This window comes from Actinopolyspora sp. BKK2 (genome assembly GCF_011291845.1).
Classification (GTDB): domain Bacteria; phylum Actinomycetota; class Actinomycetes; order Mycobacteriales; family Pseudonocardiaceae; genus Actinopolyspora; species Actinopolyspora saharensis.
Genome location: NZ_JAANTE010000008.1, coordinates 22,487 through 45,319 on the forward strand (window position 1 = coordinate 22,487; position 22,833 = coordinate 45,319).

The 22,833-nt window shown below is 71.4% G+C and carries 21 protein-coding genes; 12 read left to right on the forward strand and 9 right to left on the reverse strand.

Annotation, left to right across the window (positions count from 1 at the left end; genetic code table 11):
* Nucleotides 1–53: 53 nt before the first annotated feature.
* Nucleotides 54–1,595, reverse strand: a complete 1,542-nt coding sequence (locus G9Q41_RS16400) for a bis-aminopropyl spermidine synthase family protein (protein WP_092523853.1) — start codon at nucleotides 1,593–1,595, stop codon at nucleotides 54–56.
* 343 nt (nucleotides 1,596–1,938) lie between these two features.
* On the opposite strand from G9Q41_RS16400, the gene G9Q41_RS16405 reads away from it, so the two are divergent.
* The 4 genes from G9Q41_RS16405 to G9Q41_RS16420 are packed head-to-tail and all read left to right on the forward strand — an operon-like array spanning nucleotide 1,939 to nucleotide 5,292.
* Nucleotides 1,939–3,048 carry an ABC transporter ATP-binding protein gene (locus G9Q41_RS16405; RefSeq protein WP_092523851.1) on the forward strand — a complete coding sequence of 370 codons (1,110 nt, stop codon included), beginning with the start codon at nucleotides 1,939–1,941 and terminating at the stop codon, nucleotides 3,046–3,048.
* On the forward strand, nucleotides 3,048–3,722 hold the full coding sequence (locus G9Q41_RS16410; RefSeq protein WP_092523849.1) for an ABC transporter permease subunit: 675 nt from the start codon (nucleotides 3,048–3,050) through the stop codon (nucleotides 3,720–3,722). The genes G9Q41_RS16405 and G9Q41_RS16410 overlap by 1 nt, the downstream gene beginning before the upstream one ends.
* Complete coding sequence (locus G9Q41_RS16415; protein WP_165633550.1) at nucleotides 3,719–4,408, forward strand: ABC transporter permease; 690 nt, start codon at nucleotides 3,719–3,721, stop codon at nucleotides 4,406–4,408. The genes G9Q41_RS16410 and G9Q41_RS16415 overlap by 4 nt, the downstream gene beginning before the upstream one ends.
* Nucleotides 4,409–4,410: 2 nt before the next feature.
* Nucleotides 4,411–5,292 (forward strand): ABC transporter substrate-binding protein, encoded by an 882-nt coding sequence (locus tag G9Q41_RS16420; RefSeq protein ID WP_165633549.1) that lies wholly within the window; start codon nucleotides 4,411–4,413, stop codon nucleotides 5,290–5,292.
* A gap of 124 nt (nucleotides 5,293–5,416) precedes the next feature.
* On the opposite strand, the gene G9Q41_RS16425 is transcribed toward G9Q41_RS16420, so the two are convergent.
* Nucleotides 5,417–5,851, reverse strand: coding sequence for a cytidine deaminase (locus tag G9Q41_RS16425; RefSeq protein ID WP_092523841.1), 435 nt, complete (start codon nucleotides 5,849–5,851; stop codon nucleotides 5,417–5,419).
* 330 nt (nucleotides 5,852–6,181) lie between these two features.
* Between G9Q41_RS16425 and G9Q41_RS16430 the strand changes: the two genes are divergently transcribed.
* On the forward strand, nucleotides 6,182–6,523 hold the full coding sequence (locus G9Q41_RS16430) for a hypothetical protein (RefSeq protein WP_165633548.1): 342 nt from the start codon (nucleotides 6,182–6,184) through the stop codon (nucleotides 6,521–6,523).
* Between the two features lie 39 nt (nucleotides 6,524–6,562).
* Here the strand turns inward: G9Q41_RS16430 and G9Q41_RS16435 are convergent, their stop codons facing one another.
* Nucleotides 6,563–7,399, reverse strand: a complete 837-nt coding sequence (locus G9Q41_RS16435; RefSeq protein ID WP_165633547.1) for an IclR family transcriptional regulator — start codon at nucleotides 7,397–7,399, stop codon at nucleotides 6,563–6,565.
* A gap of 95 nt (nucleotides 7,400–7,494) precedes the next feature.
* On the opposite strand from G9Q41_RS16435, the gene hutH reads away from it, so the two are divergent.
* The 6 genes from hutH (at nucleotide 7,495) to G9Q41_RS16465 (ending at nucleotide 15,279) form a co-directional block, all read left to right on the forward strand.
* The gene (gene hutH, locus G9Q41_RS16440) at nucleotides 7,495–9,075 is read left to right on the forward strand and encodes a histidine ammonia-lyase (protein ID WP_165633546.1); all 1,581 of its coding nucleotides are present in this window, start codon (nucleotides 7,495–7,497) and stop codon (nucleotides 9,073–9,075) included.
* Nucleotides 9,075–10,724 carry a urocanate hydratase gene (gene hutU, locus G9Q41_RS16445; protein ID WP_165633572.1) on the forward strand — a complete coding sequence of 550 codons (1,650 nt, stop codon included), beginning with the start codon at nucleotides 9,075–9,077 and terminating at the stop codon, nucleotides 10,722–10,724. Before hutH ends, hutU begins: the two co-directional genes overlap by 1 nt.
* Nucleotides 10,725–10,840: 116 nt before the next feature.
* Nucleotides 10,841–12,040: an allantoate amidohydrolase gene (locus G9Q41_RS16450; RefSeq protein ID WP_165633545.1), complete on the forward strand. Its 1,200-nt coding sequence runs from the start codon at nucleotides 10,841–10,843 to the stop codon at nucleotides 12,038–12,040.
* A 23-nt stretch (nucleotides 12,041–12,063) separates the two neighbouring features.
* A complete protein-coding gene (locus G9Q41_RS16455; protein WP_165633571.1) occupies nucleotides 12,064–13,389 on the forward strand; it encodes a formimidoylglutamate deiminase in 1,326 nt (441 codons plus the stop codon).
* A gap of 86 nt (nucleotides 13,390–13,475) precedes the next feature.
* Nucleotides 13,476–14,639 (forward strand): imidazolonepropionase, encoded by a 1,164-nt coding sequence (gene hutI / locus G9Q41_RS16460; protein WP_092527420.1) that lies wholly within the window; start codon nucleotides 13,476–13,478, stop codon nucleotides 14,637–14,639.
* 244 nt (nucleotides 14,640–14,883) lie between these two features.
* Nucleotides 14,884–15,279: a hypothetical protein gene (locus G9Q41_RS16465; RefSeq protein WP_165633544.1), complete on the forward strand. Its 396-nt coding sequence runs from the start codon at nucleotides 14,884–14,886 to the stop codon at nucleotides 15,277–15,279.
* A 524-nt stretch (nucleotides 15,280–15,803) separates the two neighbouring features.
* On the opposite strand, the gene G9Q41_RS16470 is transcribed toward G9Q41_RS16465, so the two are convergent.
* From G9Q41_RS16470 to G9Q41_RS16495, 6 genes are all read right to left on the reverse strand, one after another.
* Nucleotides 15,804–17,267, reverse strand: a complete 1,464-nt coding sequence (locus G9Q41_RS16470; RefSeq protein ID WP_165633543.1) for an aldehyde dehydrogenase family protein — start codon at nucleotides 17,265–17,267, stop codon at nucleotides 15,804–15,806.
* Nucleotides 17,268–17,442: 175 nt separating this feature from the next.
* Nucleotides 17,443–17,910 carry an Asp23/Gls24 family envelope stress response protein gene (locus tag G9Q41_RS16475; protein WP_092523829.1) on the reverse strand — a complete coding sequence of 156 codons (468 nt, stop codon included), beginning with the start codon at nucleotides 17,908–17,910 and terminating at the stop codon, nucleotides 17,443–17,445.
* 138 nt (nucleotides 17,911–18,048) lie between these two features.
* On the reverse strand, nucleotides 18,049–18,948 hold the full coding sequence (locus G9Q41_RS16480; protein ID WP_092523827.1) for a LysR family transcriptional regulator: 900 nt from the start codon (nucleotides 18,946–18,948) through the stop codon (nucleotides 18,049–18,051).
* Complete coding sequence (locus G9Q41_RS16485) at nucleotides 18,945–20,147, reverse strand: glycine C-acetyltransferase (RefSeq protein WP_165633542.1); 1,203 nt, start codon at nucleotides 20,145–20,147, stop codon at nucleotides 18,945–18,947. The genes G9Q41_RS16480 and G9Q41_RS16485 overlap by 4 nt, the downstream gene beginning before the upstream one ends.
* A 162-nt stretch (nucleotides 20,148–20,309) precedes the next feature.
* The gene (gene tdh / locus G9Q41_RS16490; RefSeq protein ID WP_165633541.1) at nucleotides 20,310–21,338 is read right to left on the reverse strand and encodes an L-threonine 3-dehydrogenase; all 1,029 of its coding nucleotides are present in this window, start codon (nucleotides 21,336–21,338) and stop codon (nucleotides 20,310–20,312) included.
* 216 nt (nucleotides 21,339–21,554) lie between these two features.
* Entirely contained in the window at nucleotides 21,555–21,764 is a 210-nt protein-coding gene (locus G9Q41_RS16495; protein WP_165633540.1) for a DUF6104 family protein, read from the reverse strand.
* Nucleotides 21,765–22,092: 328 nt separating this feature from the next.
* Between G9Q41_RS16495 and G9Q41_RS16500 the strand changes: the two genes are divergently transcribed.
* Entirely contained in the window at nucleotides 22,093–22,296 is a 204-nt protein-coding gene (locus tag G9Q41_RS16500) for a type II toxin-antitoxin system VapC family toxin (RefSeq protein WP_165633539.1), read from the forward strand.
* Nucleotides 22,297–22,833: the final 537 nt, after the last annotated feature.

The following is a 22,833-nucleotide window of genomic DNA, read 5'->3' on the forward strand; positions in this document are numbered from 1 at the left end:
GCTAGGGGGTCCGCCAAGTGCCACCCACGACACCGCAGCGGGAGAACCGGTTGTCAGACGCCTTCGCTGTGCAGCAGGGCGCTCAACCGGTGCCGCGGCAGGTCGATCAACCGCAGTCCGAGGTCGGCCGTGTCGGCGACCAGGGCGGCGACGTGCTCGGCTGCCTCCCGCTTGGTCAGCTGCGTCTCCGAGTGGGCGATCAGCGCCTCTCGCCAGGTGTTGGCGATCTTGCCGTGCGCCCGGTGCAGCAGGTACCCGGCGATTCCGCCCGTCGCGCCGTTGGTCGTAGCGACCACCACGGCGTGGGTGGCGTCCGGGCTGCTGCGGTGGAACCGCAGCGCGTACTTCGCCCCCACCACGTGCGCGAGCGCGTGCTGGGCGTGCTCGCTGGTGATGTCGGGGTGGCGGTTGTCGACGAGGAAGGCGACCTTCTCGGTGTTGCAGGCCAGCAGCATCCGCAGCAGCCATGGCCCCGGGTCGCCTCGCAGGTCGAACACGGCCACCTCGTCCGTGGCGCGCAGCGGTCGTTGCCAGCCCACCGGGCGCAGGCTCCGCACCGGCGTTCCCGTCACGGCGCCGATCCCCTCCAGCAGTTCCGGGGAGGTCTCGCCGGTGGTTCCCTCCACGGACTGCGGGCCGTGGGTGTAGATGGTCTGCTTCTGCCGTCCGGCGGACTTGCGCGCCCGCCCGGTCGGCTGGCACACGTACAGGTCGCTGGTGCTGCCGATGGCCTGGGCGCCCTCGTACTCGTTCAGCCCGGCCACGATGCTCTCGAACACGAACCCGAGCCGCAGCAGCTCCTGTTGCACCTTGTGGCCGAGCGCCGGGCTGCGGGAGCTGAAGCCGTAGGCCAGCAGCAACCTGCTGGTGCTGGAGGACATGGCCTCGAGGGCGCGGGTTCCGAACAGCCCCACGCCCTCGGGGGTGTACGGGGGGTCGGTGAAGACCAGGTCGAAGCCTGCGTTCAGCGAGGGCGGCAGGCCGAACCGCAGGTCGGCGTGCACGGTGTGCACGTCGAGGCCGTGTTCGGCCGCTGTCCCGTCGATGTGGGCGAGGACGCGCTCGTCGATGTCGACCACGGTGGCGCGCAGTCCGGGGACGAGCAGGCAGCCCGCCAGCGAGGTCAGGTCGTGGTCGCCGAGCAGCAGCAGCCTGGCCCCATCCAGTTCGTAGTGGTCGCGCAGCCACCGCGCGCGGCGCAGGGCGGTGCCGGGGGTGGCCGTCACGTGGTCCAGGGCGGCGGCGGGCGCGGGGCCGGTGGCGACGAAGCGCTCGAGGAGCTGCTCGACCTCCTCGGGTCCCCCGTCGCTCTCGGCGAGCAGGACCCGCTCCCGGTACAGCGGCAGCGCCCGCTCCGCCAGGCGGTAGCCCTCCGGTCCGCTCTCGACGTCCTCGCCGGCCAGTCCGATCAGCTCCTCGACGGTGCGGCGCGGTGCCCTGCACACGCGCACCAGTTCCTGCAGCGAGCGGGGCTGTTGGGCCATGAGCGCGAAAACCCGCCGCAGTGGGCGCGCGAGCACACCTTCCTCGCGGATCCGCCCGCGGACCGCTTCGACGCCCGCCGTTTCGGAAACGGCTTCGAATTGTGTGCTCATCTCACGTCCCGGATTCGTGTGGCTGCGCCCGTGCCGTTCGTTCCAACGGGTGGGTCCAATTGTCCACAACAGCGGTGGGCGCACACGCGGCGCCCGCTGCGGGAGCGGCAGTCCCGGTCGGCGGTCTCGGGACGCTCCGGAGGAGCATCCCCGGAGGGACGCAGCGGAGTCCGAATCGGTGACTCGAGCGAGAACCCCCTGCCGGAGGAGCTGGCAGCGGTTACGCAGTGACACGTGAGCACGGGTAACTCTCATTACATCGCGTGAAACCGCTGATCGGGTTACCCTCGGCTAGGCTTGTGACGGTCGGCGAGTGACCGTCGGTGATCCACGAGGGGGCTCGGTGATCGAGTTCCAAACCGTGCGCAAGCAGTACGACGACGGAACGGTCGCCGTCCAGGAACTCAGCCTGACCGCTCGGGCGGGCAGCGTCACCGCCCTGGTCGGGCCCTCCGGGTGTGGCAAGACCACCTTGCTGCGGATGGTCAACCGGATGACCGAACCCTCCTCGGGGGCGGTGCTGCTCGACGGGCACGACGTTCGCGACTCGGACCCGGCCGCGCTGCGCCGCGGGATCGGGTACGTCATCCAGCAGGCCGGGCTGTTCCCTCACCGCACTGTGCGGGACAACGTGGCCACCGTGCCGATGCTGTTCGGGCGTTCCCGCAGGAGGGCGCGGCGCGACGCCGAGGAGCTGATCGAGCGGGTCGGGCTGTCGCGGGAGATGGGCAGGCGCTACCCGAGCCAGCTCTCCGGCGGTCAGCAGCAGCGGGTCGGCGTGGCCCGCGCGCTGGCCGCCGACCCTCCGGTGCTGCTCATGGACGAGCCTTTCAGCGCCGTCGACCCGGTGGTGCGCGCCGGGTTGCAGGACGAGCTGCTGCGGCTGCAGGAGGAACTGGGCAAGACCGTCCTGTTCGTCACTCACGACGTCGACGAGGCCATCAAACTGGGCGACCGGGTCGCGGTGCTGCGGCAGGGCGGCCACCTGGCCCAGTGCTCCCCTCCGGACGAGCTGCTGGCCCGGCCCGCCGACGACTTCGTGACCTCCTTCGTGGGCCGCGACCGCGGTTACCGCAGGCTGTCCTTCGTGGAGTCTTCCGGGCTGGACCCGGCCCCGGTCGACACGGTCCACATCGGTGACACCAGCGCCGACGTGCCCAGCCGGGCCGAGTGGGTGCTCGCCCTGGACGCCCAGGAGCGCCCGCGTGGCTGGCTCCATCCGAACGCGACTGTGCGCGGCCAGCTCACCGAGGACCAGCTGATCGCGGGCGGATCGCTGCACGCGCTCGGGTCACCGCTGCGCAGCGCCCTGGACGCCGCGTTGTCCGCCCCGTCGGGGCTCGGGGTGGTCGTCGACGGGGACGGGGCCCTCGTCGGCGTGGTCACCGCCAGGCACGTGCTGGACCTGATCGAGGCCAGGCAGCACCCCGCGCTCACCGAGGGTGCTGCCTAGTGTTCGAACCACTGGTCCGGTACTTCTCCAGCCCCAGCAACCGGGAGGTGCTGTTCGAGCAGCTCGCCCAGCACGTCTACATGGCGCTGGTTCCGCTGGCGGTCGGTGTGCTGCTCGCGCTGCCGCTCGGGCGGCTGGCCCAGCGTTTCCGCTGGCTGCGCGCCCCGCTGCTCGGGGGTGCGAGCGTTGTCTACACGCTGCCCTCGCTGGCCGTTTTCGTGCTGCTGCCCAGCGTGATCGGCACCGGCTACACCTCGCCGCTGAACGTGGTCATCGCGCTGACCCTCTACACCGCGGCGCTGCTGGTGCGGCCCGTGCTCGACGCGCTGGAGGCGGTCCCGTCCCACGTGACGACCGCGGCCGAGGCGCTGGGCTACCGGCCGCGGCGCAGGTTCCTGTCGGTGGAGCTGCCGCTGGCCGTGCCCGCGTTGACCTCGGCGGTGCGGGTGGCCTCGGTGAGCAACATCAGCCTGATCAGCGTGGGCGCGCTCATCGGGGTGGGCGGCCTCGGCAGGTTGTTCACGGTGGGCTTCGAACGCGGCTACCTGGTCCAGACGGTCCTCGGGATCGTGGCCACGGTGCTGCTCGCCCTCGCGGTGGACCTGCTGCTGGTCGGTCTCTGGCGCCTGCTGACTCCCTGGGAGCGTGCCGGTGGGGTGGTGATCGGCGAGTGATCACCGAGATCCTGACCTGGCTGACGGATCCGGCCAACTGGCGCGGGGAGGACGGCGTCCTCGTCCAGACGTGGTTGCACCTGCTCTACAGCGTCTTCGCCGTGGTCGTGGCCGTGCTCGTCGCGGTTCCGCTCGGGCTCTACATCGGGCACACCGGGCGCGGTTCGGTGTTCGTGATCGGTTTCAGCAACGCGATGCGCGCGCTGCCGACGCTGGGGCTGGTGACCCTGCTGGCGATGGTGTCCCGGGGTAGCGCCGCGCTGGCCGCGCTGGTGGTGCTGGCGATACCGGCCGTGCTGTCCGGCACCTACTCCGGGGTGCGCGCGGTTCCCGCGCACGCCGTGGACGCGGCCAGGGGCATGGGGATGACCTCGGGGCAGCGACTGTGGAGAGTGGAGCTGCCCAACGCGCTCCCGCTGCTGATGGGCGGGGTGCGCAACGCGATGTTGCAGGTCATGGCTACCACGGCCGTCGCGGCCTACGTCGGTCTCGGGGGGCTGGGGCAGATCCTGATCACCGGTCAGCAGACCGGCGCCTACGAGCGGATGGCCGGAGCGGCGATCCTGATCGCGCTGTTGGCGGTGCTGACCGACCTGGCCCTGGCCGGGATCTCGCGGCTGCTCGTGCCGCGTGGTGTGCTGCTCGCCTCGGCGAAGAGCGGGACGCGGTCCCGATGGAGGAGGTAACGATGAAGCGGCTGCTCGCACCGGTGCTGGTGCTGGCGACGGCCATGGGGATGCTGGCCGGGTGTTCGGACCCCACCGAGTCGGGTGGCGACTCCGGCGGTCCCGTCGTGGTCGGCTCTGCGAACTTCAGCGAGAGCCAGCTGTTGATGGAGATCTACGCCGAGGCGCTGCGCGGAGTGGGGACCGAGGTGGAGACGCGGGGGCGCATCGGCGCGCGCGAGGTCTACGTCAAGGCGGTCCGGGACGGGGAGATATCGGTGATCCCCGAGTACACCGGGAACCTGCTGCGGCACTTCGACGAGCAGGCCACGGCCACCGGTGCGGAGCGCATCGATTCGGAGCTGCGGAACGAGCTGCCGGACGGCCTGCGGGTGCTGGAGCGCTCCGCTGCGGAGAACTCCGACGTGCTGGCCGTGACCGGCGAGACCGCGGACAGCGGGCTGCGCTCCATGGCCGATCTGGGGCAGCGGTGCGGCGAGCTGGTACTCGGTGCGCCCGCCGAGTGGAAACCGCGCTGGAAGCAGCGCATCTCCGAGCTGTACGGCTGCACCTTCTCCGACATCAGGAACCTCCAGTCGGGCAGCGTGCGGGTGCAGGCGCTGACCGAGGGGCGGATCCAGGTGGCGAACCTGTTCAGCACCACGGCGGCGATCGACCGCGAGAACCTGGTCAAGCTGGACGACCCGAAGAACATGTACCCGGCGCAGAACGTGCTGCCGCTGGTGCACCGGGGGGATTTGAACGAGAAGCAGCGCACGGCGCTGAACAAGGTCTCCGAGCGGTTGACCACCGAGGACCTGACGCGGCTGAACAAGCGGATGTCGGTGGACAAGGCGAATCCGCGGGACCTGGCCGAGGAGTTCGTGAGCGAGCTGGACCTGTGACGAGCCGCCCGTGCTCCGGGGCGCCGGGGCGTGGTTTTCCCAGTTCTAGGCGAAATCGGGAGTCTTCCACACCCGCGGGGCGGAAGCGCGGTCCCCACGCCCCGGAGCCCGGCGGGAATTTCGTTCAGGAGGAGTGCACTTCGTAGGAGGGCCAGTCACCCTCCTCGGCGAAGTACTGCCCCCAGTAGAACGGGTTGAGCTCGCGCAGGGTGCGCGCGCTCCACCCGGACTCCGTTTCCGGGGCGGGCACCCCGACCTGCACGTCCGGTCCCCACAGCGCGAGGCGCTCCTGGCAGATCCCGCAGGGCGCCAGCACCGAGAAGCTGTCGTCCTCGTTCCACCGGTTGACGAACACCGAGGCGGTGACCGCCAGCCCCAGCGTGTGCGCCTGGCAGATCGCCCCGACCTCGGCGCACAGGGTGGCAGCCGCGTTGAGGTTGTCCAGCGCCAGGCTGGTGAGAATCCGGCCGTCCTCCAGGTACACCGCCGCGGCCTCGGTTCGGTCGCGCCGGTCCATCTGCTCCACGGCCGCGTCCACCAGTTGCTGATCCAAATCCATGCGTCAAGTCTTCCAGCCCCGGGCACAACCGGAAGACACCCGGGTGAAGCCACCGCGTTGCTCGGGAACTCGACCGGGCCGAACCTCGTTGGTCCCGGTGTGGGGAGCACGAAGGAGGGGCGCCCGCGGCGAGACCCAGCCTGAGGTTCCTCCGCGGAGCCGGTTGAGCGAAATGAGCCCCGAACTCTCACCGGCAAAACTGGCAACGGTGGGTGGATGTTCTCGGTCGTCCTTCTGCCCGGGGGATTGCCGCAGTCGCTGAGTCGAGTCCACGGTGGATCCCTCGCGAAGCGGCTTACAGCAGCCTCGGCCGTCTGGTATCGCGGAGTGGTGGAATCGACGAACCTCGTGCTGCTCTGGATCACGCTGATCACCGGGACGGCGTTCACGATGGGCGGTGTGCTCGGCTGGGTGGGCTGGGTCTCGGTCAGTCACTGGGCCCGCTGGACGCGGGCGAATCGGGCGGGCGGGCGCAACCAGGTCCTGTTCGGACTGGTCATGATCAGCAACAATGTTCTCGCGGCGGTGCCTGCTCTGCACGATCTCGTCTGGTTGAGCGTGGTCCTGTTCGTGGCCCTGGGTGGCTTCTTCGCACTGTCGATCCTGCACCGCCGCCGGTACGGCCCCCGGCCCGCGGCGGACTCGCCGTACGCCTCGAAGAGGCTCTGGTAGGAGGCCGCGCCGGAGCGCGGTCCCGGTCCGCGCGGGGTCTCAGGCGGGATCGTCGGGCTCGCCGGGGCGTCCGCCGATGCGGTTGGTGAGCTCGTCGGCGGTGGCGCGCACCAGCCGTGCCAGCTCCGGCCAGGTGTGCCCGCACGGCTCCGGGAGCTGCCTGCCGTCCCCCGAACCGGCCCCGAGGTCCGCGCAGTGGTGCCGCACGGTCACGCTGATCGCGGCCGCGGGACGCCCGCCGTGGTCGAAGGCCGCGCAGGCCACCGAGGCGAAGCCCTCGGTGATCTCGCCGTCCTCCACCGACCAGCCCCTGCGCCGCTCGCGGGTCAACAGCCGGCGCAGCCCGGGAAGATCGCGCGGTCCCCGCTCGGTGCGCAGCACGAAGGACTCCGCCCTCGGGAACAGCGCACGAACCTGCACCCGCGGCAGGTGCGCCAGCATCGCCCTGCCCGAGGCGGCCAGCTGCGCGGGCAGTCGCACCCCCACGTCGGTCACCAGGGTCTGCGGCTGCGCTGGGCGCTCCTTGATCAGGTAGAGCAGTTCGCTGCCGTGCAGCACTCCCAGGTGCGCGTTGTGCCCCACCCGGTCCACCAGCCCCCGCAGCAGCGGCCCTGCCAAGCGCTCCAGCGGCTCGTGCCGCAGGTACGCCGAACCGAGCTCGAAGGTGGCCACGCCCAGCCCGTAGCGGCGCTCCTCCGGCAGGTGCGTCACGAAACCGGCCGCGATCAGCTCCGACAGCAGGTGGTACGTGGTCGAGCGCGGCAGCTCCAGCTCGCGCGCGATCACCGCGGCCGAGACCGGACCCGGCCGGGCCGCCAGCACCCGCAGCACCGCCAGCCCGCGCCGCAGCGCGGGCACGTCACTGCTCGACCCCATCGCCACTCCAGAGGAGGGAACACCTGTCTGAAATCCCAGACGCAATCACGCTATCCCGGCTTTCCGACTCGCCGCGCTCGGGGTGGGATGGGCGTATGCAGCACAACGCCGAACGCGCGGACAACGAGCCCGCCGAGATCGGACCGGATCCCCTCACGTTCGAGGACGTGCTCGCGGTCGCACGTGATCACGCCCGGGTGCGGCTTTCCGAGCGGGCCGAGCAGGGCATCGGCGACACCCGCAAGCACATCGACGCCCTCGCCGCGGCGGAACAACCCACCTACGGGGTGTCCACCGGGTTCGGCGCGCTGGCCGTGCGCCACATCCCCCCGGAACGCCGCGCCGCGCTGCAGACCTCCTTCGTGCGCTCCCACGCCGCGGGCACCGGTGACCCGGTGGAACCCGAGGTGGTGCGCGCGCTGATGCTGCTGCGGCTGCACACCATCGCCACCGGCCACACCGGTGTGCGCCCGGAGACCGCCCACGCGCTGGCCGCGCTGCTCAACTCTGGGCTGGTCCCCGTGGTCCACGAGTACGGTTCGCTGGGCTGCTCCGGCGATCTCGCCCCGCTGGCCGCGGTGGCGCTGGCCCTCACCGGGGAGGGCGAGGTCCTGGACACCGCGGGACGGCGCAGCCCCGCGTCCGAGGCGCTGCCCGCGGCGGGGATCCGGCCGGTCACCCTGGCCGAGAAGGAGGGGCTGGCGCTGACCAACGGCACCGACGGGATGCTCGGCATGCTGGTGCTGGCGCTGCGCGACCTCTCCGAGCTCGTCGACGTGGCCGACGTCACCGCCGCGATGAGCGTCGAGGCCCTGCTGGGGACCGACCGCGCCTTCGCTGCCGACCTCCAGCGGCTGCGCCCCCACCCGGGGCAGGCGCGTTCGGCGCGCCGCATGCGCGAGCTGCTGGCGAACTCGCCGATCGTGGCCAGCCACCGCGGACCCGACTGCACCCGCGTGCAGGACGCCTACTCGATGCGCTGCTCACCGCAGGTGCACGGCTCCGCGCGGGACACGATCGCCCACGCGGGCACCGTCGCCGACCGCGAGCTCGCCTCGGCCATCGACAACCCGGTGGTGCTGGACGACGGACGCGTGGAGTCCAACGGCAACTTCCACGGCGCCCCGCTGGCCCACGTGCTCGACTTCCTGGCCGTTCCACTGGCCGACGTCGCGAGCATCGCCGAGCGCCGCACCGACCGGATGCTCGACGTGGCCCGCTCCCACGGGCTCCCGGCCTTCCTGGCCGACGACCCGGGGGTGGACTCCGGATACATGATCGCGCACTACGCCCAGGCGGGAGTGCTCACCGAGCTCAAGCGCTCGGCAGCGCCCGCCTCGGTCGACTCGGTGCCGACCAGCGCGATGCAGGAGGACCACGTGTCCATGGGGTGGTCGGCGGCGCGCAAGCTGCGCTCGGCCGTGACCGGGCTGCGCAGGGTACTGGCGGTCGAGCTGCTCACCGCGGCGCGGGCCCTGGACCTGCGCGAGCCGCTGCGGCCCGCCCCCGCCACCGGGGCCGTGCGCGACCTGCTGCGCACCCGGGTCGACGGTCCCGGACCGGATCGGCACGTGGCCCCCGAGATCGAGGCCGCCGAACAGCTCATCGCCTCCGGAGCGGTCCACCGGGCCGCGGCCGAGCACGTCGACCTCGCAGTCGAGGGAGGACAGCAGTGATCACCGGACCCCGAACCGTGCGCGCCCAGCGCGGCACCGAGCTCACCGCCCGCGGCTGGAGCACCGAGGCCCCGCTGCGGATGCTGCGCAACAACCTCGACCCCGAGGTGGCCGAACGCCCCGAGGACCTGGTGGTCTACGGCGGAACCGGCAGGGCCGCCAGGGACTGGGCCAGCTACGACGCGATCGTGCGCGAGCTGACCACCCTCGGGGAGGAGGAGACGCTGCTGGTGCAGTCCGGCAAACCGGTCGGAGTGCTCAGCACCCACGAGTGGGCCCCGCGCGTGCTCATCGCCAACGCCAACCTGGTCGGCGAGTGGTCCGACTGGAGCGAGTTCCGGCGGCTGGACGAGCTCGGGCTGACCATGTACGGCCAGATGACGGCCGGTTCCTGGATCTACATCGGAACCCAGGGGATCCTGCAGGGAACCTACGAGACCTTCGGGGCGGTGGCGGCCGAGCGCTTCGGCGGCTCGCTGGCGGGCACGCTCACCGTCACCGCGGGCCTGGGCGGCATGGGCGGGGCGCAGCCCCTGGCGGTGACCATGAACGAGGGGGTGGCGCTGGTAGTCGAGTGCGACGCCGAGCGGGCCCACCGCAGGGTGCGGCACGGTTATCTGGACGAGGTCGTCGAGGACCTCTCCGACGCCGTGTCCCGCGCCGAGAGGGCCAAGCGGGACCGCAGGCCCCACTCGGTCGCGGTGATCGGCAACGCGGCCGAGGTGCTGCCGGAGCTGCTGAGGCGCGGGGTGGAGGCCGATGTGGTCACCGACCAGACCTCGGCCCACGACCCGCTGTCCTACCTGCCGCGCGGGATTTCCACCGCGGAGTGGGCGGAGCGGGCCGCGCGCGACCCCGAGGGGTTCACCACCAGGGCGCGGGAGTCCATGGCCGCGCACGTCGAGGCCATGGTCGGTTTCCTGGACGCGGGAGCCGAGGTGTTCGACTACGGGAACTCGCTGCGCGGGGAGGCGCGGACGGCGGGCTACCAGCGGGCGTTCGACTACCCGGGCTTCGTGCCCGCCTACCTCAGACCGCAGTTCTGCGCGGGCAGAGGACCGTTCCGCTGGGCGGCGCTGTCCGGAGATCCGGCCGACATCGCGGCCACCGACCGGGCGATCCTGGAGCTGTTCGGCGCGGACGAGCACCTGGCCCGGTGGATCAGGATGGCCGGGCAGCGGGTCTCCTTCCAGGGGCTGCCCGCGCGGATCTGCTGGCTGGGCCAGGGTCAGCGCGCGCAGGCCGGGCAGCGCTTCAACGAGATGGTCGCCTCCGGGGAGCTGAAGGCCCCGGTGGTGCTCGGCAGGGATCACCTGGACACCGGATCGGTGGCCTCGCCGTACCGGGAGACCGAGAGCATGGCCGACGGCTCGGACGCGATAGCGGACTGGCCGCTGCTGAACGCGCTGGTCAACACCGCCTCCGGGGCCACGTGGGTCTCCGTGCACAACGGCGGCGGTGTCGGGATCGGTCGCTCGCTGCACGCGGGCCAGGTCACCGTGGCCGACGGAACCGAGCTGGCCGCGCGCAAGCTCGACCGGGTGCTGACCAACGATCCCGGAACCGGGGTGCTGCGCCACGTCGACGCGGGGTACGAGCGGGCCGGGGAGACGGCCCACCGGCACGGGCTGCGGATACCGACCGAGTGAGCCGAGCGTGCGCGTCGGCGAGCGGCGTGGTGTTTTCGGTGCCCCGGCGCCGCTCGCTTCTCACCACCCGAGCGAACCAAACCGCGCACTCCTTTACTCCCGAACGGAGGTAGCAGGTGGCCACACCGAACGAGCTGCTCGCCGAGATCGACGGGATCGGAAGGGACCGCACCGGGGGCGGCTACTCGCGACACGTCTTCGACCACGCCGAGCTCGAGCTCAGGGAGTGGTTCACCGCTCAGGCCGCCGCGCGCGGGTTGACGGTGCTTCCCGACGGCAACGGCAACCTCTGGGCCTGGTGGTCCGAGCCGGGCGACGACGCCGTGGTCACCGGCAGCCACCTGGACTCCGTGCCCGGGGGAGGGCGGTTCGACGGTCCGCTGGGAGTGGCCGGCGCCCTGTCCGCGGTGGACGAGCTGCGGGCCGAGGGCTTCCGCCCGGGCAGACCGCTCGCCGTGGTCGTCTTCGCCGAGGAGGAGGGCGGCAGGTTCGGCGTTCCCTGCCTCGGCTCGCGGCTGGCCTGCGGGACCATCGACCCGGAGACGGCGCTGGGGCTGCGCGACGAGTCGGGAACCACTCTCGCCGAGGCGATGCGCGCGGCCGGGAAGGATCCGCGACTGGCCGGGCCGGACCGGACGAGCCTGGAGCGGGTGGGGCGTTTCGTGGAGCTGCACGTCGAACAGGGGCGCGGTCTGATCGACCGGGGCAGCGCCGTGGGGGTGGCTTCGGCGATCCTGGCCCACGGGCGGTGGCGGTTCCGCTTCACGGGGCAGGGAAACCACGCCGGGGCCACTCCCATGGACGACCGCGCGGACCCGATGCTGCCCGCGGCCCGACTGGTCCCGGAGGCGCGCTCGGCCGCGCTGCGGTTCGACGACGCCAGAGCCACGGTGGGGCGGTTGCGACCGAATCCCGGTGGGACGAACGTGATCGCCGAGTCGGTGGACGTGTGGCTGGACGCCCGGGCGCATCGGGACGCCGACGCCAGGGCGCTGGTCGACGAGCTGGCCGGGCGGGCGGAGGAGCTGGCCGCGCAGGAGGGTTGCTCGGTGCGGTTGTCCGAGGAGTCCTATGCGGACGGCGTGAGCTTCGACTCCGGGGTGCGCGACGAGCTCACCGCGCTGCTGGGAGCTCCCGCGCTGCCCACCGGGGCCGGGCACGACGCCGGGACGCTGTCCGCGCGCGCACCGACCGGCATGTTGTTCGTGCGCAACCCGACCGGGATCAGCCACGCTCCGCAGGAGCACGCCGAGCGGGACGACTGCACCGCGGGGGCCGCGGCGCTGACCGAGGTGCTGCGGAGGTGGAGCCGATGACCGGGAAGGGGCAGTCGGAACCGATGACCTACTGGTGCGAATGGGCCTGGCTCGCGGGCGGCCCCGCGGCGAACGTGCTGGTCGAGACCGACGGCGGACGGATCACCGGGGTCACGGCGGACGCGGGGGCGTGTCCGCCGGGGGCGCGGCGGCTGAACGGGCTGACGCTGCCCGGCTTGTCCAATGCGCACTCGCACGCCTTCCACCGGGCGCTGCGGGGACGCACCGCCGACCAGCGGGGGACCTTCTGGACCTGGCGCGACCGGATGTACCGCGTCGCCGAGCGGTTGGACCCGGACAGCTACTACCGGCTGGCCCGCGGGGTGTACGCGGAGATGGTGCTGGCCGGGATCACCGCGGTCGGCGAGTTCCACTACCTGCACCACGCTCCCGGCGGGGCGTCCTACGACGACCCCAACGCGATGTCGGCCGCGCTGGTGCGGGCGGCCTCCGAGGCGGGGATTCGGCTCACCCTGCTGGACACCTGCTACCTGAGCAGCGGTTTCGGCCCTCCGGTCGAGGGGGTGCAGGAGAGGTTCTCCGACAGGACGGTCGAGTCCTGGGCCGAGCGGGTGAAGGACTTCGAACCCGACCGCGAGGGGGTGCTCGTCGGGACGGCGCTGCACTCGGTGCGCGCGGTGCCGCGCGCGGCGATGCCGACCGTGCGGGACTTCGCCCACACGCGTGGGGTGCCGCTGCACCTGCACCTGTCCGAGCAGCGCGCCGAGAACGACGCCTGCCTGGCCGTCACGGGGCGCACCCCGACGCAGCTGCTCGACGAGGAGGGGCTGCTGCGCGCGGGGACCACGGCCGTGCACGCCACGCACCCGGCTCCCGGTGACGTGGCGCGGCTGGGCCGCAGCGGCACCGGGGTGTGCCTGTGCCCGACCACGGAGTCGGACCTGGCCGACGGGATCGGGCCCGCCGACGAGCTGGCGGTGGCCGGGTGCGCGCTCTCGCTGGGCAGCGACGGCCACTCGGTGATCGACCCGTTCGCGGAGGCCAGGGGGGTGGAGTCCGGTATGCGGCTGCGCAGCGAGGTGCGGGGGCACTTCTCCACCGGGGAGTTGACCTCCATGGCGACCTCGGCCGGACACCGCGCGCTCGGTTGGCCGGACGCGGGGCACATCGAGCTCGGGGGGCGGGCGGACCTGGTCACTCTGTCCCTGGACAGCGTGCGGTTCTCCGGAGTGCCGCTGGCCTCGGCGGTGCTTGTCGCCGGTTCGGCGGACGTGCGGGAGGTCGTGGTGGACGGCGTCCCCGTGGTGCGGGACGGTGCGCACCTCCGGGTGTCCGATGCTGCGGGCGAGCTGAGCAGGAGCATCGGGGAGCTGCTCGAAGCGCCGTGAGCACGAACGACTTTCCGGAGCGGTTCCGGAGTGACGGTTTCGCGCGAAACGTTCAGCAGTGGTGGGAAAGGACGGAGCGGGCAGCGGTGCCAACAGCCACTATTATCACCGGGATTTCCGAGCTCACCACCAACGACGAGGAGCTCGGCAAGCTTGCCGAGGCGGCGCTGGTGTTCGAGGGGCAGCGCATCAGCTGGGTCGGCCCGGCGCGGGACGCCCCGGCCGCCGACCACCGGGTCGACCTGGAGGGACGGGCCGTGCTGCCGGGGTGGGTGGACAGCCACACCCACCTGGTGTTCGCGGGGGACCGGACGGCCGAGTTCACGGCGCGCATGGCCGGGCGGCCTTACACGGCCGGGGGCATAGCCGAGACCGTGCGCGCCACCCGGGCAGCCACCGACGCGGAACTCGCGGCCAACCTCCGCGCGCACCTGGCCGAGGCGGTCGCGCAGGGGACCACCTGCGTGGAGACCAAGACCGGTTACGGGCTGACCGTCGAGGACGAGCTCCGCGCGGCCCGCATCGCCGCGACCGAGGTCGACGAGGTGACCTGCCTGGGGGCTCACCTGGTCCCACCGGAGCGCGCGGCCGAGGACTATCTGGACACGGTTCGCGGGCCGATGCTCGACGCCGTGACCCCGCACGTGTCCTGGTGTGACGTGTTCTGCGAACGCGGGGCTTTCGACGCGGAGCAGTCCCGGCGGGTGCTGCTGGCCGCGCGCGAGCGGGGGCTCGGGCTGCGGGTGCACGGCAACCAGCTCGAGCGAGGTCCGGGGGTGGAGCTGGCCGTCGAGCTGGGGGCGGCCAGCGTGGACCACTGCACCCACCTCGGCGCGGCCGACATCGCCGCGCTCGCCGATTCGGACACCGTGGCGACCCTGCTGCCCGCCTGCGATCTGTCCACGCGCCAGCCGCTGCCGCCCGCGCGGGAGCTGCTGGACGCGGGGGCGACCGTGGCGTTGGCCAGCAACTGCAACCCGGGCTCGTCCTACACCTCGTCCATGGCGTTCTGCGTGACCACGGCCGTGCTGCAGCTGCGGATGACCGTGGACGAGGCGGTCCGCGCGGCGACGCGCGGCGGTGCCGCCGCGCTGGGCAGGGACGGCGGGGACGGGGCCGTGGGGGTGCTGCGCCCCGGTGCCAGGGCGGACGTGCAGGCGCTCGACGCGCCCAGCGCGGCGTGGTTGGCTTACCGGCCCGGGGTGCCGCTGACCCACCGGGTGTGGCGAGCCGGAAGGCCGGTGCGCTGAAGCGCGGGCGGGACCGCCGGACCTACGTTGCCGTCCCGAGGATCCCACTGAACGGTGATCACGAACACGGTCCGCGAAACGCTACTGGTGCGGACGTGTGGGAGTGCAGTTGATCGTCTGATGCCATCGAGTGGTTGATGCCGAAGGTGCTGCACGCTGGCTTCGAACTCGGGGAGGATGATCCCCGGCCGTGTGGATCCGACATGTCGGATGGACACAACGAAAGCGTCGAGAGGACAGCGCGATGTCTCTGCGTCCGCAGAACCTGGCGGTTCCCTTCTTGGCCGCGACCGGTTTGCTGGTCACGGCAATTCCGGCCCATGCCGCGGTATCTCCGGCCAACGCGGAAGCGGCTCCACAGGGAAGGGTCTGTATCAACAACTTCTCCCCGGCAAGAGCGTGCTTCGTGAGCCATGGGGACCACGTCGTGGTGTGGGACGAGAAAAAGGACGGTTTGACTCCCCTGGTCCGGTGGAACACCGATTACTACCGGTCAGGTGAGTGCGAGTTCGACGGCAGGAACAATCCGACGGACTGCAACTACAACATGAAGGAAGGAAGCAGAATCACTTTCCGGATACTGCTTCACGACGGAAGCGAGATCGTCGAGAGCGGCCCCACCCGCAGTGCCAGGATCTGATTCCCGGTGAGGAATCCGGTGGCATTCGGAAGGCCCGACACCGTGCAGACCGCTGCCCGGTGTCGGGCCTGGCCGCAGCGAGAGCCCGCGAGAGGTTCCGCCACGCAACCCCCTACGACAAGCCAGTCCCCGAAAAAGCCCCACCCCAACGTAAGCGCTTTGAGCCTGCGCAGGAGGAGAAGCTCCGGTGCGTGAGTCGGATGCATTGCACGGCCGGGCCGCTCGCAGCGTAGGTCGCTACTCAAGAGCGGCCCAACACAGCAAGGCGCCGACTCACGTGCCGGCTAACCACCCGAGCAACTCGAGTTCCCGGAAAACTTGAGCTCTCGGAGACCCTGCCGCTCCAACGCAGGCGCTTTAAGCCTGCGCAGTTGGCGCCGCTGCGGGTTCTCAGTCGAGTGCCCGGCGAGGACGGTCCCGACGTTGTGTAGGCCGCTACCCGATGTCGGGGCACCCGCAGCCGGGCGCCGACTGAGGTTCCGCCACGCAACCACCTATGAAAACCGAGCCCCGGGACGACACATCTAGAATGGGTAGTGCGCCTGCTGCTCCCGAAAGGTCACCCACCTGGTGTCGGTGAAGGCCTCGACACCGCTGCGCCCGCCGAAGTGGCCGAACCCGGAGTCCTTGATGCCGCCGAAGGGGGCCTGGGGCTGGTCGCCCACCGACTGGTCGTTGATGTGGAAGATCCCGGTCTCGACTCGTCGTGCGATCTCCCAGCCCTTCCGGGTGTCGGCGGTGATCACCCCGCCGGTCAGCCCGTACGGCGTGTCGTTGACGACCTCGATCGCCTCCTCCACGGACTCGTAGCCGAGCACCGTGGTGACCGGGCCGAAGATCTCCTCCGAGTGAATCCGCTGCTCCGGGGTGACGTCGCTGAGCACCGTCGGCCGGTAGAACGCCCCTTCCGGTGGCTGCCCGCCGCAGTGCGCCACGGCACCCCGTTCCAGGGCGTCGTCGACCAGCGCGGAGATCCGCCGCGCGGCCGCCTCGTCGATCACCGGGCCGAGCACGGTGTCCGGGTCGCTGGGATCGCCGAAGGGGAGTCCGGCGACCTTCTTGCCCAGTCGCTCGGTGAACTCGGCGCGCATCGCCTCGGGAACCAGCACCCGGTCGGCGGACATGCAGATCTGGCCCGCGTTCATGAACGCGCCGAAGGCGACCGCGTCCACCGCGTAGTCCAGGTCCGCGTCGTCGAGCACCAGCACCGAGTTCTTGCCGCCGAGTTCCAGCACCGCGGGTTTGAGGTGGCGGGCGGCCTCGATCCCGATGGAACGCCCGACCTCGGTGGATCCGGTGAAGTTGATCCGCCGGACCCTGCGGTCGGCGATGAGCGCGTTGCCGATCTCGGCGCCGTCCGCGCCGTCGTTGGTGATCACGTTGAGCACGCCGTCCGGCAGCCCGGCCTCCCGCAGGATCTCGGCCAACCGGAGCCCCGCCGTCAGCGGAGCCTGCTCGCTCGGCTTGAGCACCACCGTGTTGCCCATGGCCAGCGCGGTGGCGAACGAGCGCGTTCCGAGGATCAGCGGGGCGTTCCACGGCGCGAACGCCGCGACCACCCCGGCGGGCTGCCGCAGCGCGAAACTCCACTCGTCGGGGTCGGAGGAGGTCAGCACCTCGCCGCGCGGGCCGGTGGTGGAGGCGGCGGCCTCCCGCAGGATGTTCGCGGCCAGATCCACGTTGAACGCCGCCCACGGGCGGGTACCGCCGACTTCGCCTGCCATCAGCTCGACGAGCTGTTCGGTGTGCTCGCCCAGCAGATCCGCCGCCCGCAGCAGGATCTCCCTGCGCCGCAGCGCTCCGGTGCGCGACCACTGGCCGAACGCGGCGGCGGCCGCGTCGACCGCCGCGGTCACGTCCTCGACGGAAGCCGCGGCGACCTCGGCGAAGACCTCACCGGTGTGGGGCGAGGTATCCGCGGTCGTGCGCCCGTGCGCGGCGGGGCGGGTGCCGCCTCCGATGATCAGCTGGTGTTCGGACGGTGCCATCGTCGCTCACTTTCCCGGGGATTTTCGCCGATCCCACCACCGCCGGCCCGGGGAACGCACGTGTCGGACCGGAATCGCGTCCTGTTCGTGGCCCGGTGTGCGTGTTCCGGACGGGCCCCGCTCCAGGTGCCCCGCCGAGTGGCGAGGCACCGAGTCGGCTCGTCCCGCGGGGGTCTCACTCCACCCGGGACGACTCGTTCGCCTCGCTCTCCTCGGAGGGCAGCCGGATGTCGTTGACGGCGATGTTGACCTCGATGACATCCAGACCGGTCATGCGCTCGACGGAGCTCAGCACGTTCCGCCGCACCGCCCGGGTGAGTTCCACGATGGACACCCCGTACTCGACGACCACGTCCAGGTCCACGGCGGCCTGCTTCTCGCCCACCTCGACCCGGACCCCGGACGAGGTGGAGGTGCCGCTGCCGCCGGAGACCCGTTCCCGCAGCGCGCCGAACGCCCTGGAAACCCCACTGCCCAGCGCGTGCACCCCGGAGACCTCGCGCGCGGCGATCGCCGCGATCTTCTGCACGACCGAGTCCGCGATGCTCGTCCTGCCGCCCCGGTCGTCCCCGTCGTGCTGCTCCAGCGGGCCGTTCCGCGTCTCGGAGGTGCCGCTCGGCTGCTCGGCGTCGTCCTGTGCCATGTTCGCTCCCGCCTCTCTGCGGTGGTGCTTCGTGTTGCCGGTTTTCGCTGGTCGAACGTAAGCGGGGCTCCGCGAGTTCGCGAGCGTGGTCGACTCCGCGGTCTCCCGGTGCCGGACGTGGGAGGTGGTGCGGGCCGTTCAGATCGGTTGTGCGTTCTCGAGCAGCGCGTCCAGCACGCTCCGCAGCAGCGGGTGCTGCTCACGACCGTGCCGGACCGCTGCGAACACCCTCCTGGTGGGCGCCCGGTCACTCAGCGGGCGGACCTGAGCGCCGTGCTCGGCGGGAACTGCCCCGCGCGGCACGAGCGCCACGCCGGTTCCGGCGGCGACCAGCGCGACGACCGCGTGGAAGTCGTCCGAGGTGTGCGTGATGTTCGGGGCGAACCCGGCGTCGGCGCACCGGCTCTGGACGACCTCGCGGCAGGGGTTGTCCGGCAGCGGGACGATCCAGTCCTCGGCGCTCAGCTCCTCGACCCCGACCGTCTCGTGGGAGCACAGCGGGTGCCGGGGCGGCAGCACCGCGTCGAAGGGTTCGGTGTAGAGCGGATAGCGGGTCAGGCGGGGTTCCTCGCCGCGGGCGGTCGCGCTGTACTCCATGGAGACCGCGATGTCGGTCTCGCCGGACAGCAGCATCAGCAGGCTGTTGTGGGCCTCCGCGTCGCGGACCAGCACGGTGATGCCGGGGGCCGATCCGCGCAGCGTGGTGATGGCGGGAGCCAGCACCCGCGTTATCGCGGAGGCGAAGGAGGCCACCTCGACACGTCCCACGGTGCCCGCGGCGCAGGCGGCCATGCTGGCTTCGGCGCGTTCCAGCTCGGCCAGCACGTTCTTGGCGTGCTCGGCCAGGAGCTCGCCCGCCGCGGTCAGGCGGACGCGGCGCCCGCTGCGGACGAGCAGCTCCTCGCCTGCCTCGTGCTCCAGGGAGGTCAACTGCTGTGAGACGGCCGAGGGGGTGAGGAAGAGCGTCTCGGCCGCCGCGCGCACCGTGCCGTGCTCGGCCAGCGCGCGCAGCACGGCCAGTCGACGCGGGTCAATCATTGGGCCAGCTTACCTGCTTTTTCGCGGGTCCTGACGAACGCGGCCACCGCGTTCTCGACGTCGGAGGAGTCGAGCGCGGCCGACATCTGAGTGCGGATGCGGGCCTTGCCGTGGGGAACCACCGGGTAGGAGAACCCGATGACGTAGACCCCTTCCTCCAGGAGCAGCTCGGCCATGCGCGCGGCTTCGGCCGCGTCGCCGATCATCACCGGGATGATCGGGTGCTGCCCGGGCAGCAGGTCGAAGCCCGCCTCGGTCATTCGGGAGCGGAAGAGTTCGCTGTTGGAGCGCAGCTGCTCGCGCAGCTCCGGGCGGCTCGCGATGAGGTCCAGCGCGGCCAGTGCCGAGGCGACGATCGGGGGAGCCAGCGAGTTGGAGAACAGGTAGGGGCGGGAGCGCTGGCGCAGCAGCTCCACGATCTCCGGCCAGGCCGCGACGTAGCCGCCGCTGGCGCCGCCCAGGGCCTTGCCCAGGGTTCCGGTGACGATGTCCACCCGGTCGGTGACCCCGAACAGCTCAGGGGTGCCCGCTCCGGTGGAGCCGAGGAAGCCGACCGCGTGCGAGTCGTCGACCATGACCATCGCGTCGTGCCGCTCGGCCAGTTCGCAGATCTCGTCCAGCGGGGCCAGGTAGCCGTCCATGGAGAACACGCCGTCGGTGACGATCAGCCGGTGCCTGGCGTCGGCGTGCTCGATCAGCTTGCGCTCCAGCTCGGCCATGTCGCGGTTGCCGTAGCGCGCGCGGCGGGCCTTGCACAGCCGGACGCCGTCGATGATGCTCGCGTGGTTGAGCTCGTCGGAGATGATCACGTCCTGCTCGTCGAGCAGGCTCTCGAACAGGCCGGTGTTCGCGTCGAAGCACGAGCTGTACAGGATCGTGTCCCCGGTGCCGAGGAACTCGGCCAGCCGCCGTTCCAGCTCCTTGTGCGGTGCCTGGGTTCCGCAGATGAACCGCACGGAGGCCATTCCGAGCCCCCACTGGTCCAGCGCCCGCTTGGCGGCCTCGACCAGCTCGGGGTTGTCGGCCAGTCCCAGGTAGTTGTTGGCGCAGAGGTTGAGCACTTCCTCCTCGGAGCCGTCCGAGCTGACCGCGACCCGCGCCCGCTGCGGGGTGTCCAGGACGCGCTCGTGCTTGTACAGGCCCGCCGAGCGGATCTCGTCCAGCCTGCCGCGCAGGTCTTCGGCGACTTTGCCGAGCATGGGGGGTTTCCTTTCGCCGTTTGCAACTCGTGGTGGAGCTTTGCTCGCCTGGTCGGGTGGCCGCCGCGTGCGTCGACGCCTCGCGACGCGTCCGACTCACGCGGCAGGATCCGCTCGTGGGGCTCGCCGCTTCCGCCGTTCCGGCCCGCGGAAGTCCTGCTGCTACACCGTCCAGTCCAGGATGACCTTGCCGCACCGGCCGCCGCGTGCGGTGTCGAAGGCCTTCCGGTGCTCGGTGTGGCCGAAGCGGTGGGTGATCACGGGGCTCAGGTCCAGACCCGACTCCAGCAGCACCGACATCGAGTACCAGGTCTCGAACATCTCCCTGCCGTAGACGCCCTTGAGGGTGAGCATCTTGAGCACGACGGAGCTCCAGTCGATGGCGAAGCCCTCGGCAGGCAGGCCGAGCATGGCTATGTGCCCGCCGTGGGCCATGTTGGAGATCATGTCGCGCAGCGCCGAGGGCTGCCCGCACATCTCCATGCCCACGTCGAAGCCCTCGGTCATCCCGAGCCGTTCCTGGACCTCGTGCGGCTCGTGCTCGGAGACGTTCATGGCGAAGTCCACGCCGATCCGGCGCGCGAGCTCCAACCGGTACTCGCTGGCGTCGGTGATCACGATGTGGCGGGCGCCCGCGTGCCGCGCCACGCTCGCCGCCATCAGTCCGATGGGGCCCGCGCCGGTGATCAGCACGTCCTCGCCGACGACCGGAAAGCTCAGCGCCGTGTGCACGGCGTTTCCGAACGGGTCGAAGACGGCGGCCACGTCCGGGTCGACGGCCTGCTGGTGCACCCAGCAGTTCGACTCGGGCACGGCCGCGTACTCGGCGAACGCGCCGTCGTAGTGCACCCCGAGTCCCCGGGTGTTCGCGCACAGGTGCCTCCTGCCCGCCAGGCAGTTGCGGCACCTGCCGCAGACCAGGTGGCCCTCGCCGCTGACCAGGTCGCCCACGGCCACCTGGCGAACCCCCGCGCCGACCTCGACCACTTCTCCCACGAACTCGTGACCCGCGATCAGGGGTGGGGTGATGTTCTCGGCCGCCCACTCGTCCCAGGCGTCGATGTGCAGGTCGGTGCCGCAGATCCCGGTTCGCAGGATCTTGAGGACCACGTCCCGCGGCCCGGGTTCCGGGTCGGCGACCTCGGTGAGCTCCAGCCCCGGCGCGGCGGCCGGTTTCACCAGTGCTCGCACGGTTCCTCCAATTCCGCGGCGATCCGGCCGGGCTGTTCACCCCTGGTGTGGCCGCGTCCGTTCCGCCGGTACGCCGGTGGGCGCATCGGGATCGCCGCACGGGATTGTCTCCCCACCCGCGGCGCCGGTCCAGCAGGACTTTCCGCACAGGGGGGTAAGTCAGACTGCACAGCGCGCGGGGGAGTGGTCACGTGCTCGCTCGCCGGGGAGCGGAGCTCACTGCTCGACCTCCGCCTCCTCGTCCGCGGAGCTCTCCTCGTCGCCCTCGTCGCGGGCCAGGAAGGTCGCCAACCGCTCGACGGAGTCCTCGAACTCGGGGTTCTCGTCGACGAAGGCACGCATCCGGTCGGCCAGCCAGACCATGCTCACCTGTTCGTCGCCGCGACGTTCCTCGAGCTCTTCGAGGCCACGGTCGGTGAAGTACAAACCCGCCTCCCAACGGTCCTGGTTTCCTGTTCGGTGGTTGTTCAGGGGCAGCTTAAGCCGCCGTTTCCCCGGAACCGGATCGGGGCGGTGCTCTCCGCGCCGGTCCGGCAGGCGGGAAGTCACCGCCGGGGGCGGAGCGCTGAAGTGATATCGATGATGCGTGTTCGCAATCCTCATTGCATGAGGCAGTTGATCGCGCGGGTGGACGACGAGCTTCACCGGCGTTCGCCTCGGCCGTTTCCGCCACCCAGCGCGGCGATCGTGCCGCCACGATCACCCGGGTGCTCGACCGGTTCGACCGCGACTGCGGGAACGAGGGCCCATCGCCGTGCTGCGGATGGATCCGGGGGTGATCGTGCCCAGGGCCAGGGAACTGGTGCTGTCGCACCCGATGCGCACGCTGGACGCCATGCACCTGGGGGCAGCCCTCGAACAGGCCGCTCCGCTCGCGGCGGACGACGACCTGGTGATGGTGACCCGGGGCGACAGGCAGGCAGCCGCCGCGCGGGAACGCGGCCTGCCCGTGCGGTGACCGGTCCCGAGAGCAAACGGGGTCGCCGGCCCGTGCGGACCGGCGACCCCGTCACCGTGCTGAACTCTTCTGTCGCGTCGACCACCGGCGTGGAGCTCTCGGCGCCGGAAGCACCGAGGAGCACCCGCGGATCCACCGAATTCCCGGACAGGGATTCCGTCCAATCCAGGCGCTTTGAGCCTGCGCAGCCCGACCGACCGCGGGTTCTCTCGTGGTGCTCTCGCGAGGAAGGCCCGACGTGGCGTAGGTGGCTACTCGATGTCGGGCCTCGCCGGAGCGAGAGCCCGCGAGAAGTTCCGCCACGAAACCACCCGAGCAACTCGAGTTCCCGGAGAACTTGAGTTCTCGGAAACCCCGCCACTCCGACGCGAGCGCTTTGAGCCTGCGCAGAGCAGGGACCCCGGTGCGTGAGTCGGATGCATTGCAAGGCCGGGCCGCTCGCCGCGTAGGTCGCTACTCAAGAGCGGCCCAACGCGGCAAGGCGCCGACTCACGTGACGGCTAACCGACCACGCACGCGAGGTCCCGCTGTGAGGGC

What these genes read in the sequence shown, in the direction of transcription:
- G9Q41_RS16470 (WP_165633543.1), bottom strand. Translation starts at nt 17,267, where the DNA reads ATGGCACCGTCCGAACACCAGCTGATCATCGGAGGCGGCACCCGCCCC.
- G9Q41_RS16455 (WP_165633571.1), top strand. Translation starts at nt 12,064, where the DNA reads ATGACCTACTGGTGCGAATGGGCCTGGCTCGCGGGCGGCCCCGCGGCG.
- G9Q41_RS16480 (WP_092523827.1), bottom strand. Translation starts at nt 18,948, where the DNA reads ATGATTGACCCGCGTCGACTGGCCGTGCTGCGCGCGCTGGCCGAGCAC.
- G9Q41_RS16475 (WP_092523829.1), bottom strand. Translation starts at nt 17,910, where the DNA reads ATGGCACAGGACGACGCCGAGCAGCCGAGCGGCACCTCCGAGACGCGG.
- G9Q41_RS16485 (WP_165633542.1), bottom strand. Translation starts at nt 20,147, where the DNA reads ATGCTCGGCAAAGTCGCCGAAGACCTGCGCGGCAGGCTGGACGAGATC.
- G9Q41_RS16400 (WP_092523853.1), bottom strand. Translation starts at nt 1,595, where the DNA reads ATGAGCACACAATTCGAAGCCGTTTCCGAAACGGCGGGCGTCGAAGCG.
- G9Q41_RS16435 (WP_165633547.1), bottom strand. Translation starts at nt 7,399, where the DNA reads ATGGGGTCGAGCAGTGACGTGCCCGCGCTGCGGCGCGGGCTGGCGGTG.
- hutH (WP_165633546.1), top strand. Translation starts at nt 7,495, where the DNA reads ATGCAGCACAACGCCGAACGCGCGGACAACGAGCCCGCCGAGATCGGA.
- G9Q41_RS16425 (WP_092523841.1), bottom strand. Translation starts at nt 5,851, where the DNA reads ATGGATTTGGATCAGCAACTGGTGGACGCGGCCGTGGAGCAGATGGAC.
- G9Q41_RS16420 (WP_165633549.1), top strand. Translation starts at nt 4,411, where the DNA reads ATGAAGCGGCTGCTCGCACCGGTGCTGGTGCTGGCGACGGCCATGGGG.
- G9Q41_RS16465 (WP_165633544.1), top strand. Translation starts at nt 14,884, where the DNA reads ATGTCTCTGCGTCCGCAGAACCTGGCGGTTCCCTTCTTGGCCGCGACC.